The 14,799-nt window shown below is 58.8% G+C and carries 10 protein-coding genes and 1 pseudogene; 3 read left to right on the top strand and 8 right to left on the bottom strand.

Features of this window, described 5'->3' with window-relative positions; all coding sequences use genetic code 11:
* Window positions 1-3: 3 nt before the first annotated feature.
* Complete coding sequence (gene nudC, locus ACM6I5_RS12450) at window positions 4-834, top strand: NAD(+) diphosphatase (protein WP_017339066.1); 831 nt, start codon at window positions 4-6, stop codon at window positions 832-834.
* On the opposite strand, the gene ACM6I5_RS12445 is transcribed toward nudC, so the two are convergent.
* From ACM6I5_RS12445 to ACM6I5_RS12430, 4 genes and pseudogenes are all read right to left on the bottom strand, one after another.
* Window positions 802-1,581 (bottom strand): TSUP family transporter, encoded by a 780-nt coding sequence (locus ACM6I5_RS12445; protein ID WP_017339065.1) that lies wholly within the window; start codon window positions 1,579-1,581, stop codon window positions 802-804. The two genes, nudC and ACM6I5_RS12445, sit on opposite strands and share 33 nt — an antisense overlap.
* Window positions 1,582-1,694: 113 nt before the next feature.
* Window positions 1,695-1,802 (bottom strand): annotated as a pseudogene (locus ACM6I5_RS12440) (hypothetical protein); the annotation flags it as partial.
* A 106-nt stretch (window positions 1,803-1,908) separates the two neighbouring features.
* Window positions 1,909-2,385, bottom strand: coding sequence for a DUF1348 family protein (locus ACM6I5_RS12435; RefSeq protein WP_414879237.1), 477 nt, complete (start codon window positions 2,383-2,385; stop codon window positions 1,909-1,911).
* Between the two features lie 55 nt (window positions 2,386-2,440).
* Entirely contained in the window at window positions 2,441-3,004 is a 564-nt protein-coding gene (locus ACM6I5_RS12430) for a TetR/AcrR family transcriptional regulator (RefSeq protein ID WP_414883937.1), read from the bottom strand.
* A 215-nt stretch (window positions 3,005-3,219) separates the two neighbouring features.
* Between ACM6I5_RS12430 and pssA the strand changes: the two genes are divergently transcribed.
* Both pssA and ACM6I5_RS12420 read left to right on the top strand, forming a co-directional pair.
* Entirely contained in the window at window positions 3,220-4,563 is a 1,344-nt protein-coding gene (gene pssA / locus ACM6I5_RS12425) for a CDP-diacylglycerol--serine O-phosphatidyltransferase (protein WP_017339062.1), read from the top strand.
* A 107-nt stretch (window positions 4,564-4,670) separates the two neighbouring features.
* Window positions 4,671-10,475 carry a hypothetical protein gene (locus ACM6I5_RS12420; protein ID WP_414883936.1) on the top strand — a complete coding sequence of 1,935 codons (5,805 nt, stop codon included), beginning with the start codon at window positions 4,671-4,673 and terminating at the stop codon, window positions 10,473-10,475.
* 62 nt (window positions 10,476-10,537) lie between these two features.
* On the opposite strand, the gene efeO (ACM6I5_RS12415) is transcribed toward ACM6I5_RS12420, so the two are convergent.
* Genes efeO (ACM6I5_RS12415) through efeU form a run of 4 tightly spaced genes read right to left on the bottom strand, consistent with a single transcriptional unit; the run spans window position 10,538 to window position 14,749 of the window.
* Window positions 10,538-11,362, bottom strand: coding sequence for an iron uptake system protein EfeO (gene efeO, locus ACM6I5_RS12415; RefSeq protein ID WP_017339060.1), 825 nt, complete (start codon window positions 11,360-11,362; stop codon window positions 10,538-10,540).
* Between the two features lie 23 nt (window positions 11,363-11,385).
* Window positions 11,386-12,684 carry an iron uptake transporter deferrochelatase/peroxidase subunit gene (gene efeB / locus ACM6I5_RS12410; RefSeq protein WP_017339059.1) on the bottom strand — a complete coding sequence of 433 codons (1,299 nt, stop codon included), beginning with the start codon at window positions 12,682-12,684 and terminating at the stop codon, window positions 11,386-11,388.
* 17 nt (window positions 12,685-12,701) lie between these two features.
* The gene (gene efeO / locus ACM6I5_RS12405; protein ID WP_414883935.1) at window positions 12,702-13,901 is read right to left on the bottom strand and encodes an iron uptake system protein EfeO; all 1,200 of its coding nucleotides are present in this window, start codon (window positions 13,899-13,901) and stop codon (window positions 12,702-12,704) included.
* An 8-nt stretch (window positions 13,902-13,909) separates the two neighbouring features.
* Window positions 13,910-14,749 (bottom strand): iron uptake transporter permease EfeU, encoded by an 840-nt coding sequence (efeU, locus tag ACM6I5_RS12400; RefSeq protein ID WP_414879241.1) that lies wholly within the window; start codon window positions 14,747-14,749, stop codon window positions 13,910-13,912.
* Between the last annotated feature and the right edge of the window lie 50 nt (window positions 14,750-14,799).

The raw sequence follows: 14,799 nt of genomic DNA, 5'->3' as shown, positions 1-14,799 counted from the left end.
AAAATGACTTCACGCTGGACCACTGCAGTACTGGACACCGATCAACCGGGCGGCTGGGCCGTCGCGCGCAGCCCCGAAGGCTTCCTGTTTGACGACAATGGCGCGCTGTTCCCGCGTGAATGGCTCAAGCGCCAGGACCTGACGATTCTTGCCGAACATGGCATCGGTCATCTGGATGGCGAACCGGTCTATCTGCTGGAGCTGCGCAGTCACAGCGAAGTGCCGGGCTGCAACTGGAAAGGCCTGCGGGCGTTCATGCTCGACGGTGATCACGCCGTTTACAAGGTGCTGGGGTATGCCGCGCAAATCGGCACCTGGGCCCGCGAGCACCGCTTTTGCGGCAATTGCGGACAGGCCACGAAGCAAGTCATCCGGGAGCGGGCGATGTACTGCGAGCCGTGCGACCTGCGTTATTACCCGCGCATTTCGCCGAGCATGATCGTGCTGATTACCCGTGGCGATGAAGTCCTGCTGGCGCGTTCACCGCGTTTTGTCACCGGGGTCTACAGCACGCTGGCCGGATTCGCCGAGCCGGGCGAGTCGGCCGAAGATTGCCTGATTCGCGAGGTTCGCGAGGAAGTGCAGATCGAGGTCAAGAACATCCAGTACATGGGCAGCCAGTGCTGGCCGTTCCCGCACTCGATGATGCTCGGCTTTCACGCCGAGTACGCCGGTGGCGAAATTGTCTGTCAGGAAGACGAGATCGAGGACGCCCAGTGGTTCAACGTGCACGAGCTGCCGCCGTTGCCGGCGTCACGCTCGATTGCCCGTTACCTGATCGACGTCTATGTGGCGCGGCGTCTAGGCCACGCTGAACCAGTGTTGCCAGGCTAGCCGCACGGTCAGGCCCAGCACCACGGTGATGAACACCGGACGAATGAATTTGGCGCCGCCGCTGATGGCGGAGCGGGCGCCGAAGAATGCACCGACCATCACCGACAGGCCCATGCACAGGCCGATGATCCAGTCCACTTGCCCGGAAAAGATGAACACCGACAGCGCCGCAATGTTGCTGACGAAGTTCATGCTGCGCGCCACACCGCTGGCCTTCACCAGGTCGATGGGGTACATCAGCATACTGCTGACGGTCCAGAACGCGCCGGTGCCGGGGCCGGCCACGCCGTCGTAGAAACCCAGGCTGAAGCCTTGGGTCGATTGCCACTTTTTCTTGATCGGCGCGTTGCTGTCCAGCGGCGCTTTCGGCGTGCCACCAAACAACAGGTAGAGGCCACAGGCGAACACGATCACCGGCAGCATCTTGTTCAGCCATTCGGCGGGCAGGTAATGCGCAACCACCGCACCGGTCAACGCGCCGACCAGCGTGCCGACAATGGCGTGCAGCCACTGCCGGGGATGGAACAGCTTGCGCCGGTAGAAGGTGAAGCTGGCGGTGGCCGAGCCGAAAGTCGAACTGAGTTTGTTGGTGCCCAGCACCAGATGCGGCGGCAAGCCGGCGGTCAGCAGCGCCGGGGTGGTCAACAGACCGCCGCCGCCGGCAATGGCGTCGATGAAACCGGCTATGAAGGCGACAACGGCCAGAATGGCCAGGGTGGAGAGATCAACGCTGAGTTCGAAAGGCATGGAATCGACTTATTCGGCGGGGTGCAGGAAAGGGCTGCGGGGAAGGGCCGATATCTTACCTACATCCAACTTCTGCTGCGACCGCGCTGCCTCAATTCCTTGTAGGCTCGGATTCAGATTTTACGGTCGGGCCCATTCCCGATCTGCCACACAAACGGCGGCTCAGTCCCGTTAATCGCCCAATCCCCGACAATCCGCGCATTACGCCAATGCCTGTTCAGCGAACACAAGCAGGCTCGCCCGCGATGGCAGCGTCACATTCAACACATTGGCTGACTGACATTCCGCTATCGCGGGCGAGCCCGCTCACAGTTGATCTATGTGAATTCAAAGACCGAGATCGGACAGCCCTGGGTGATCATCCGGCCGACGACCCAGCGGCCAGTGGAACTTGCGGTCGCTTTCCTTGATCGGCATGTCGTTGATGCAGGCGAACCGGTTGGCCATGAGGCCGTTCTCGTCGAACTCCCAGTTTTCGTTGCCGTAGGAACGGAACCAGTTGCCCGAGTCGTCGTGCCATTCATAGGCGTAGCGCACAGCGATGCGGTTGCCGGTGAACGCCCAGAGTTCCTTGATCAGCCGATAGTCCAGTTCCTTGGCCCATTTGCGGGTCAGGAAACCCTTGGCTTCTTCACGGTTGTAGGCGAATTCGGCGCGGTTACGCCATTTGGTGTCCAGGGTGTAGGCGAGGGACACCCGTTCCGGGTCACGGGAGTTCCAGCCGTCTTCGGCCAGGCGAATTTTTTCGATGGCGGACTCACGGGTAAAGGGCGGCAATGGCGGACGAACTTCGGCGTTAGACATGTAAAGTCTCCCTATCAAATTAAAGTTCAAGCAAGTTGTCGGGCTTGGTTAAGTGTTACAGGTCCAATAACTTTCGCGCCATGCATTGCGCATTATCGGCGGCACTGTGATCACCCATGACAAGCGCCACGGTAATGGCACCGTCGATCAGGATCAGCAGCTGTCTGGCCTGCGTCTCCGGGTCTTTGGCGCCATGTTCGGTGCAGAGCTCGCGCACGTAGTCGAGCAGCTTCTGTTTGTGTTCTTTGGCGACCAGGCGAACCGGGTCTTGCGGGTCGCCGGTTTCACCGCTGGTGTTGATGAAGGCACAGCCACGGAAGCCTTCCGAGGCAAACCAGGTCTTGAGCACGGTAAACAGGTTGAGCAGGCGATCGGTCGGGGTTTCGGCCTGGTCGACGGCGGTCCTGTACCAGTGCATCCAGCGCACGTCGCGCCGTTGCAGGGCGGCGACGGTCAGCTCCTCCTTGTTGGCGAAGTAGCGGTAAATGCTTTTTCTGGAGACGCCGGCGGTTTTCACCAGAAGATCCATGCCGGTGGCAGAGATGCCACTTTTGTAGATCAACTTTTCGGTGACATCCAGAATGATGTCGCGTGTGTCGTTGCTAGTGATTTCGTTCATGCGGCCAACAGTAGAACGATCGTTCTCCTTGGTCAAGCGGCTTTTTTATTATTGATTGGATAGCTATGGCTTGCAGGCCCGCTCCCACAGGGGAATGCATTTCAGATGTGGCAGCTAGCCTGCTGGCGATGAGGGCAGCACAGACACCAGCAAGACCCAAGCCCATCCATGGTGTAAGCTCTCGAACTCTCCGGATTCGACCCATTGCGAGCCCTATGCCGTCGCTTTTCAAACGCTCTCTGCTGCCTAAACTGCGCAGTTTTCCGCTGACCGCCGATGCCGTCACCATCCTCTCTGGCGCTGCCGAGTTCCGTCGTTGCCTGCTGGAAAAAATCGCCGCAGCGACCCAGCGCATCTACATCGTCGCGCTGTACCTGCAACAGGATGAAGCCGGCCAGGAAATTCTCGATGCCTTGCACGCCGCGAAACTGGCGCGTCCGGAACTGGACGTGGTGGTGGTCGTCGACTGGTTGCGCGCCCAGCGTGGCCTGATCGGAGCCGGCAAGCAGCCGGGCAACTCGGCGTGGTACCAGGAAACCACGCGCACCCACGACAGCGTTGTACCGGTGTACGGCGTGCCGGTGCAGACCCGCGAGCTGTTCGGCGTGCTGCATTTGAAAGGCTTCGTGATTGATGACTGCGTGATCTACAGCGGCGCCAGTCTCAACAACGTCTACCTGCACAAGTTCGACAAATACCGCTACGACCGTTATCACCTGCTGCAGAGCAGCGCGCTGGCCGATTCGATGCAGCACCTGGTCCAGCACGGCCTGGTCGCCTCGAAAGCGGTGCATCGCCTCGATCTGCCGAACCTGCCGACCACCCGCAGCCTGCGCAATGACATCGGCGACCTGCGCAGCCGCCTCAAGCACGCTACGTACGACACCACCATGGGCAGCACTGCCAAGGACGGTTTGTCGGTCAGCCCGTTGCTCGGGGTGGGCAAGAACAATCCGTTGAGCCGGGTGATCTGCGAATTGATCGCCAGCGCGCAGCATCAACTGACGATCTGCACGCCGTACTTCAACTTGCCATTGGCGGTGACCCGGGAAATCAATCGGGCATTGGCGCGTGGCGTGAAGATCGACATCGTGGTCGGCGACAAGACCGCCAACGACTTCTACATCCCGCCGAGCGAGCCTTTCAAGGTGATCGCAGCATTGCCCTACCTCTACGAGATCAGCCTGCGCCGTTTCGCCAAGCGTCATCATCGCAGCGTCGACAGCGGTCAGTTGAACCTGCACCTGTGGAAGGACGGCGACAACACCTATCACCTCAAAGGCATGTGGATCGATCAGCGTTATACCTTGCTGACCGGCAACAACCTCAACCCGCGAGCGTTCCGCCTCGACCTGGAAAACGCGTTGCTGATTGATGACCCAAAAGGGGAGTTGCTGCAGCCGCGTCGCAGCGAGCTGGCGGAGATTTTCCAGCACACCACGCGTATCGAGCGGTATCAGGATCTGGAAACCCTGCCAGATTACCCGGCGGCAGTGGCCAAGTTTCTCAAGCGGGTGAGTCGAGTGCGGATCGAGCGATTGTTGTATCGGATTTTGTAAGTTTCAGGTGCTTTGAAGGGGCACCGGACTTTGGGCGTTATTTGATAGTGAGGGGGCGGGACAGGTTCTAGCGTGCCGCCGTGACCTCATGAAACAAGAGATTTCCAATGCCCGCTCCGTGTGGCCCTTCCAATGCAACGCCTTCTGCATTCTCCTTCCGTTCAGGCAATGACACGCCTGATTCGACCCGGGTCAGCAAGCAACTCCTCAAAGCGCAAAACATCCCCACACGCACGATGCTCCCCGGAGCCAGATTTCCGGTGTTCGATTCATCGTTCTCAGCAGAGTTGAACGACCTTTATCCTCCGGTGTATCGCAAGGGGGATGGGTATCCTGGCGAACTGGTCTTCGATCAAATGTCGCTTGAGAAAACCTGGGCTTCCTTGAGAAAGCACTTGAAGACACAGCGGCTTTCGGAACAGGAGGTGCTTGATGTTTTGAAAAGCGGCCTTTTGCAAACCGATGTGGGTCGTTCGATGGCTGACTTGTTCGTGGAGGCGATGATGCGTTCGATTCAGCCCAAAGGCGACCTGACCGTCGAGCGACTGCGCGCCATTGTCGAGGTCATCTGCCATTTGCCGCCGGACCGCTGGGGGGAGGTATTCGGCGAACGTCTCGAATTGTTCGCAAGCGCCAACCCCGACAGTGTTCTCGGATTTATACAGTTACACAGGAATTCATCGCGACATCAATTAGACGAGCTGATCGCCAATGGTGAGTTGTTGTCGGATCTTCAGTGGCAATGCCTGCGCACCACCGTCAGGGACTGCCGGTCGTCAATCAGGCCATGGCGTGAGGGGCGAATCGAAAGCACGCTGACCAAGCTGGAAGAGTTTTTGACTGTCCGGCCATCACCCGCAGAGACCAGATTTTTATTGGGCGAATTTCTGCAACGCCTGGATGAGACCACTCAACGTGAGCGTTTCCCGGACCGGCACAAACGGGCAGTCCAGGCGCTCTGGCAAAATATCGAGCTGAAGTCTGTGCCGCCATTGTTCAACGAGTGGACAGACCCTGCGTGGCTGACGGCCGGCGTACAGCATTGGGTCAATCGGGCGAATTCGGCACTCAATACACTGGGCGCGTTGCCCGTGATGGATTTGGGTAAAGCATTGTTCAATGGTGCGAAGTCGGCAGGCAAAACTGCGGCAACGGGGGTGTGGGCTAGTGCGTCGACGGCAGTGTCGACGGCGATTATCGCGTTTCAGGAGGAAGCTAAACGGGGCGGCGTTTCTGTCAATAGCGAAGCTGGAAAAGCACTTGCAGACACCGGGCAGGAGGATGGCTTTTCACTGCTCTCGGCGTTGGAAGCAATCAATCAGAATGCTGACTTCTTCAAACATATCGATGTCCGTGGAACACCTGTACCGCAAGGGGGGTGGGCCAAACTGTTGTATGTGCTGAATGTCGTCGACAATGCCCGGCAGCTGAAGGTCCCCGTGGCCGAGCGGCCCGTTCTCCCTGGCCGGCCCGCTCAGCAGGCGCAACCGCCAGTGCAATATGAAAGCGGGAGCCCATCATCCGTTTCGCCACAGATTAATGTGACTGTCGCAAACGCCGCAGTCCTAGGCCAACCCTTCAATGTCCCCCAGCCTGTGCGTTTGGACGGTACACGGCCCCGCCCACATGCTCAGGAAAATGTGGCATCACTCTATGTCGGAGCATTTGAGCAAGCCGAACGGTTTGCCCGGCACATCGATGAATTACTTACGCAATCCATGCATTTGCTGACCGGCTGGCACCCCGTCGAAGCAGTCGAGCAGACTGAACTTGTCCCGCTGCGCACCCTGTTTGGAGCGCTTCCAGACCTGCTCAAACCCTTCCTCCCTCATGAGTCGGAACCTGTAGCCAACCCGGACAGTCCTTACGCGCCGACAGTCGAACCGCTGGAACAACAGCAGCGTTTCATCGATACGTTGTACTCCGATCTTGGCGTATGGCTTCAGACAGTCGGCAGTTACCTGTCCGCGATGGGTGTGTCGACGTTGAACTCCGTGACGGGTACTGCCCGGCAGCACCCACGCGCCGCCGCAACGATCGCGATGGCCACAATTTATGCGGCTGTCCATGAATTCCACAAACTCCGGGCCGGAGCAATTATCGGTGGTCCACACTTTATCCAGGAACAAGACGCCGGACTGCGTGGCGACATCTTGAATGAAGTGGAAACCGCCCTGAGCGCAATGCCATCGGTTGACGAGGCTATCAGGGCGCGAATCGCCGACTCGACTTTTGAGGATCCTCACGAGGATCCCCGATTGGTGAACGATGTTGCCGGCTTGTTGCTGCAGCCGGTGCCATGGAACCGGAACATTAGCAGCGCTGAATTGATCCTCGAGGTCGCCGAACACCCCCGGGATGTCTATTTCAAGCACCACGATCTTGCTCCACTCATTGATGAGGGCACGACAGAGCCAGAACGTACACAACGATCAAAACGGGCCGCCGAGTGGGTGTTGGAGACGTTGAATGATCCGGGCGCGCTCTCCACCGCGGATCATCAGCTGCACAGTGACGTCCTTACAGTGCTGGAGTCCAATCGGAACACCCCAGTGGTGATCCCTGCGGGGACGCTGATCCACTCATCGGTCGAACTGTACAAGCAAGCCGTGAACGACAACGCGCTTCTGGAGTTCTTCACTGCCAAAGGCCTGGCCTTGCGAACGCTGCGCATCCATCACGACCGGGTGACAGGGTCCATCACCAAAAACGGCCTGACCACCCTCCACGAATTCGGGCTGTGGGATCATTCGGGGTGGTGGCCGGCGGCAAAATCACTGTTGCCGATCCTGAAATTGCTCGACCCCGGCGATTTCGGGTTGTGTCATTTGAGTTCGGACTCCAACGCCATTCCTCGCGATACTGTGCTCGGGTTTTACGGGGTAAACCCGCCATCCCGGACAGTGAGCGCACAACAAATCGCCAGCCAATTGAAAACTTCGGCGTGGCCCGCGTTCTCTACCGCTAAAAAGGCGCGCCTGGAAAAAGCGATCGAACAGGTCGAACAGATTGCTGACGTTGCCAAGGAGCGCGCACTGTTGGTCACTGCCCTCGAACGGGTGGTAAAGGACAAGGCCGATAGCGCGCCCGTTACCTTGTCGGAAACCATGGCTGGTTTTGTCAGCAGACCACTTGAGCAGGAAAGCCAGGAAATCCGCCGTCACCTGCATGATTTACTGGCGTTGCCAGCGATGATCGATCTTTGCCAGTCTCTGAAAATCGACTGCAGCCTATTCCCTGTCAGGCTCGCTGAGCGAAAAATCCAGGTGTTCTCCGAGGGGATCTGGGTTGATCTGACTGGCGCTGTGAACGCACGGCCTGCGTTAAAGGCAGCGCTCGACAAGTTGTTTGAGCAGGCCAGAACATCCGGCGGCGCACTGTACTCCAGTACGTCTGCTGACCTGCTGCAAGTCATCCGTTTCAGAGGCTTTGATGCGCCCAAAAATGTCGCAGAGGTGCGTAACATCATTGGTTGGCTGAACACGTCAATGCCGCCATCCCCACCGTTAGGCAACTATGGGGCAGACTGGCCGTTGGATAATACTACGCCTGTCACGCTATCAAACGCTGAAAAGACTCAGATTATTGAGTTGTCCAAAGTACTTCTGGACGGGTCGCCGTCAATCTTCCACGCGTTGGGTACTTATCCGCTCACCGGCACCTCAGTCGAACAGCGGCGAAACAATGCCCACCATTTGCTCGCTGAGATTTTCGACACGTATGGTGCCGACGCTTGGGGACAGCAATTGGTCAAAAAACTCAATTGGTACGGAGCAAGTGAAGGGCAAACGGCTTCCATGGAGCACTGCCAGCAGCTCCTGTGCACGGCGATAAAACTGAGCGTTGATCCCGACGCGCCTGGCAAGTCCGGAAACATTGCCGGTTACGATGTTTATCAGCCCGGCAACAGAGGGCGTGAACTGGGTGCGATACGTGCCGATATCGAAAATCATTTGATCAGTGACAAGGGTGTCAGCGCGCTGACTGCACCACTGGTGGCGCACTTGTTCCTGGCCGAGGTTGCCCCGGAGTTCCTCGTGCCTGGCGGTAGCAACGTGCACATGGGAACGGTCAACTGGATGACGTTGCGCCTGGGCGTTGCCATCGTGGAAGCAACGAATGAGGGCTGTTCCCGTGCGATGCCCGCCGACCAGCTCATGGCGCTTGCAGTGCTTGATCCAGCCACCGAAGAAAGCCGCCTGTTGTTTCAGAGCGCCGGTGTCGACATCTTAGTGGCATGGGGTGTCATGAACGGCGTTATTCGACAGAGGCACACGTCATCCTATTCACCCGGGGATTATGAATACGCCGCCAAAATGTTCGCCAGGCAGCGCACTGACATTGCCAAGGCATTGCAGACCTTTTCCCGGCCGCTGCAAACGCGCAGGGACATGGCCATCATTAAGTTACGCAAGGTATTTCCGGATGCCAGTGATCACGAAATAGGGGCAATGAAACTCTGGTCAAAATTATTGGGTGCCAGCTGGAACCTCCAGGCCGCCAAAGGGACCACCCACGATCTGGTCGAGGTGTACATGGCCGGTGACTTGACCCCTGAAAATTGGTGGCAACCCAGCCGGTTGGGGATGACGCAAGGGGTGTGGAAAACCAGAATCCAGGCACTACCAGACCTCGACACGCTTTTAACGTCTTCCGTGGACAGCTATTTCGCCGGATTTTCTGAAGCGTTTATCGCTCCAACCCAACTGCTGTTCGCCGAACTGCCTTTGCAAGACCGCCAATGTATTGAGCTGGGGACCATCGAACTGTTCACCTTGCGAGAAGAAACCGGGAGGATAAAAGAGGATGAAACACGCGAGCTTCAGGCGGCGGCTCGGGGGGGATATGGCACGCTGATACGCTGTGAGCACGGTGGAAAAATCAGCTACTTTGAAGTGTTCCCGGCGCAGATGAAAATCATCAAGCGTTCGGACCTGCCCGATGTGCTGCCGCTGAATGGCGTGATGACAGTCGAAAAAGTCAAAGTCAGTAAAGGTTCTCCAGTCAATGCAGTCGTTCAGCGAGGCGCTGAGTTGCCCTTCGATTTTCTGGCATATACAACAGGGGCCGCACCGCGAACCCATGTCAAATCACCCAAGTTGATCATCGAGAAATTGGGTGACAGCTTTGCCGCTACGCCGCTGGTGGGTTACGCGGATGAAACAATATACGTCCCCAATAGTTACTTCTCGCCCAAGCTGGCGAGGATCATCAGTGCGGTGATCAACGATAATTTTCTGCAGGGGCAAAAGGCGGTTCTGCTGGATCGCGCCAAAGGACTCACACCCCGGGACAAGCAGAAGCAATTCTGGGAAAACCTGAAAGGCTTTGCACTGCAGCTGATTCCCTTCGTCGGCTGTGTGAGCGATTTGAGCACCGGGACGCGCATGGGCTTGATCAATGGCGTGTTTGGGTGTTTTTCCGATGCTGTTTCAAGCCTGTCCGGATTGCTCGGTGGCGTGAGTACGGCAGTGGGCGTGGTCAAGTCTGTTTCACCGGTCAAGGTGAAGGCTTTTGAGTTAATGAAAATCAGCGCGGGTTCAGTCCATTCGGTCATCAACCCGTTGAGCGGATTGCCTGATCTCCTCTCGGGCACTGCAAGAGGCATGCGGCGCTTTGGTCAAATGCTGACCAGTCGTGTATTCGATATCACTCAAAACGGCCTCGGTCGCCTGCAAACCGGCCTCAATCAAGTCAGGGGCTTTTTCGGAGGAGCCGCCGGGGCGGCGGGGAAAAAAATGTCGGGTTGGGTGGATGCTGATCACGCGCTCATGCAAGGCATTCACCGAGGCACTAACACCACGGCCATTCATCAGAACAACAAATGGTATGGCGTGGACAATAGCGGTAGGCCTTTCGGGCCTGCACTTGTGGGTTTCATCCCTCTGGATCTAAAACTTCAGCAGCGCTGACCCCGCCTGGACGGCTTCGCGAGCAAGCCTTGCCCGCGAAGCGTCCTTCAAAGGGTTGAAACTCAGTTCAGCCCCAATTTCCCACGCAACGTCGACAAGTCCTCAGCCAATGTATTCACCGGCCCAACCAGCGCTTTACGGTCGCTGTCCTTCACTTTGTCGTAAGTCTCAAAACCCCCATCCCTGGTCTTGTATTTGGCCAATGTCTTGTTCACCGTTGCAAAGTTCTTGTCGACCTTGGCCATGAACACCGCGTCCTGCTTCTCGATCTGCGGACGGAACAGGTCGACGATTTTCTTCGCGCCGTCGATGTTGCCCTGGAAGTCGTAAAGATCGGTGTGGCTGTAGCGATCTTCCTCGCCGGAGATCTTGGTCGCCGCGACTTCTTCCAACAACGCCGCCGCGCCACCCACCACTTTCTCGGGCGGGAAGGTCAGGCCGGCCACGCGGGTTTGCAAGTCTTTGACATCCTTGTTCAAGCCATCAGCCAATTGTCCCAGACCCTTGGTGCTTTTCTCGGAGAACAGCGAATACTCGATGCGGTGGAAACCGGTGAAGTCTTCGGCCTTCACGCCTTTTTCGTGATCGTCGACACGGGAGTCGATGGACGCGTCCAGGTCACTGAACAGTTCGGCGATCGGCTCGATGGACTCGTAGTAAACCCGGGTCGGTGCATAGAGTTTTTGCGCGGTGGCAAGGTCGCCTTTCTTCACTGCGTCGGTGAATTTCTGAGTGTGGCTGGCCAGTTCGTCCAATTGTTCAGTGACGTAGATCTTGTAGTCCGAGATCGGCCCCACCAGTTCCAGCGGCGCCGTCGCCGCGAAAGCCGAAAGCGGGGTGTTGAGCAAACCAAGGGTCAGCAGTAACGCGAGGGGCGACTTTTTCATGGGACGGTTCCGTATGGGGGTGGTTATGCGGTTGTTTTTGGGGAGGCAGCGTCAAGCAGTGAGCGACCGATGAAATCCTGGTCGCCCGTCACACCCGGCAAGGTGAAGAAGTACCCCCCGCCGACCGGCTTGAGGTATTCCTCGAGCGGTTCACCGTTGAGTCGGGTTTGCACAGTGATAAAGCCTTTTTCCAGATCGGCCTGGTAGCAGATGAACAGCAATCCCATGTCCAGCTGCCCGTTCTTGTTCACGCCGTTGGAGTAGTTGAACGGTCGGCGCAGGATCAGGTTGGCCTGGCTCGCGGCGGTGCGCGGGTTGGCCAGGCGGATATGGGCGTCAAGCTTGGTCAGCTTGCCTTCCGGGTCCTTGCCGTAATCCGGGACCTCGGTTTCATGAGCGCCACCCATGGGTGCGCCTGTGCTTTTGATCCGTCCGAGGATGCTTTCCTGTTCCTGCAACGGTGTGCGGTCCCAGCGTTCGACGAAGTTGCGGATGATCCGCACCGCTTGATAGCTGCCATTGGCAGCCCAGGCCGGTTCGTCGTTGCCGGGCTGGACCCAGACGATGCTGTCCATGGCCTTGGCGTCGTTGGAGTCGGGGTTGGCCGAGCCGTCGCGAAAGCCCAGAAAGTTGCGCGCGCTCTGTGCCGGCACCCCCGGTTTCGCGGGAGCCTGCGGCGGTACGCTGCCTTCCTGTTTCCAGCGCACCAGCAGCAGGTCCGGCAGGTTCTTCACGATATCGCGCAGTGCGTGGATGTTGGTGTCGGCGGTGTTGGCGCAGAACTGCAGGCTCAGGTCGCCGTGGCAGCAATCGGCCTCCAGCGCATCGTTGGGAAAGCCAACCATGCGGATCAGCCGTTTCGGTTTGGCGTTCGCCAGGCCGAAGCGCTCATCGAACAACGATTCGCCGACCGACACGGTGATGGTCAGGTTATCCGGCGTCACCACCGGGCCGAGAATGCCTGAATCCACCGGCGGCAGTTTCGGATCGACCTGCGCCACCGGGCCGCCGTGCATCAGGAACGCGATGCGCTCATTGAGCGTGCGGAACAGCCGCTCCAGGTCCTCGCGGTCGCTGGCCAACACATCAAACGACACCAGCATGCCGGACGCCGGTCGAGGGGTGACGATGCCGCTCTGGTGCTGGCCATGGAAATCGTGGCGGTCCTCGGTCTTGTCGCTGCTCGGCGCTTCGGTGACTTGCGCGGGGCTGGCGGCCAGGGCCGGGCAGCTCAAGGCTGAACCGGCCAGGGCCACGCCGGCGACGCCCATGCCCATCAATACCCGGCGCCGCTGAAGGTTGAATTGCTCTGAATCGTTCATCTGAAGTTCGTCTTCTGCTATAGGCCGGAAAGGCCGAGGGCGGGATCGATGCCGTCGAGTGCGTCGGCCAGCGCCTTGGCCTTGTCGGCGATCTGTTTACGCTGTTTGGCGCTGACGCTGTCGTAGCTCGCGTAGCCTTTCTCGACCTTGAAGCCGTCAAGTTCTGCATCGAGGCTGGCGATGGCGTTGTCGAGACTGGGCAGCAGTTCGGCGGCGGACTTGGTCAGCAGCGGACGCAACAGGTCGACGACTTTGCGGGCAGCAAAGAGGTTGCCGGCGAAACCGTTCAAGTCGGTGTGGCTGTAGCGTTCTTCTTCACCGCTGCTCGCGCGCACTTCGCCCAGGTTGTTGAGGTTGCGCACCACGATGCTGACCAGCTGTTCCGGCGGTAGCGATTGGGCGAGCAGTTGTTGTTTGAGCGTGGTGACGTCGGTCAGCAACCGTTGAGCCACCGGTGTCAGGCCGTCGAGGGTGCGTTGCTGGAACAGCGCATATTCGAGGCGATGGAAACCGCTGAAACCCGGATCCTGCTCGCGTTTTTCAAAGTAATCGGCACGGGCGTTGATCGTGTTGTCGAGTTCGGCGAGGCGCTGTGCGGCCGGGGCGATGCGCTGATACGCGGTGCGGGCCGGGACATACAACGCTTGCGCCTGGCTCAGGTCGCCGGCTTCGATGGCTTGCTCTAGCGCGGTGACGGCTTTGATCAGCGCGGTGCTTTGGCTGCTCAGGTAAACGCGGAACTCCGACAGCGGCCCGACGAAAGCGACCATCGACGGTTTGGCTTTGGCCGCGGCATCGGAAGCGGTGGTAGGCGTCACATGCAGCGTGCCGCGCGGGTTGCTCAGCAGGCCGCAAGTGATCGCGTAATCGCCGGGCATCAGGTTGGCGTTGATCACCTGGCTCAGGCCGGGGGCGATGTTTTCCCGTTCTTCGACCACCAGCACGCCATCGAGGATTTCCCACTCAACGGCGCGGTCCGAGTGGTTGACGATGCGGAAACTGGCGCGACCGGCCGGCACCGTCAATGCATTCGGCTCGCAGCTGTGCGGGTGAATGGTCACCAGCACTTCGTCATGGTTGGCCTGACGTTTGGCCGCAGCCATTTTTGAGGCGTAGTAGAACAGGCCGCCGGCGGCGATCATCACGATCACCGAACCGGCCACCGCCCAGCGCAAGGCACGGGGAGGGGAGGCCACTGGAGGAGTAGGCGTTGACATGTAGGCCCTTACTGACTGGAAACGGAAGAAGCGTGTTTAACGGGTGCAGGCGCGGGGAGAAAAAACATCACCAGCGCCAGCACCAGATAGATCAGGTAGGCACCCAGGGTGCTGACAGTCGGTGCATCCTGATACCCGAACATGCCGGCCAGCACTGACCCCAGCGGGCCATCCATCGGCAGCGTGGCGCTGAAATCGAACAGCACGGTTTGCAGGTGATTCCAGACCCCGGCTTCATGCAGCGCCTGCACCGAGTTGGCGAGAATGCCGGCGGCCACCACGAGGATGAACAGGCCGGTCCAGCGGAAGAACGCGCCGAGGTTCAGGCGCATGCTGCCGGTGTAGATCAGGAAACCGACGATGATCGCCAGGATCAGGCCGAGCAGGGCACCGATCGGTGCGGCCGGCCCTTCGCTCTGCTGGAACACCGCGAGCAGGAAGAACACCGTTTCCAGGCCTTCCCGGGCGACGGCAAAAAACACCATGGCGATCAGCGCTGTCACTTGATGCCTGGAGCCGGTCAACGCGTGATCGAGGGAGACGTGCAGCGAATGCTTGATCGAACGCGCCACCTTGCGCATCCAGAACACCATGGAACTGAGAATGCCGACGGCGACCAGGCCGACCACGCCTTCGAACAGTTCCTGTTGTTTCTGCGGGAATTCGGCACTGACCAACTCCAGGCCACCGCCCACCAGCAGGGCCAGCGCGGCGGCGAGAAACACGCCGATCCATACGGCAGGCATCCATTGACCGCGACCGGTTTGCTTGAGGTAGCTGGCGATGATGCCAACGATCAATGCGGCCTCAATGCCTTCGCGCAGCATGATCAGAAAAGGGACAAGCATTCGGCACCGTCTGGGAATTAGATAGGGTGCTAATTTGTAACATAATGACA

It is taken from the genome of Pseudomonas sp. IT-P171 (genome assembly GCF_949767765.1).
Lineage (GTDB): Bacteria > Pseudomonadota > Gammaproteobacteria > Pseudomonadales > Pseudomonadaceae > Aquipseudomonas > Aquipseudomonas fluorescens_B.
This window is presented reverse-complemented; position numbering and strand designations above follow the sequence as displayed.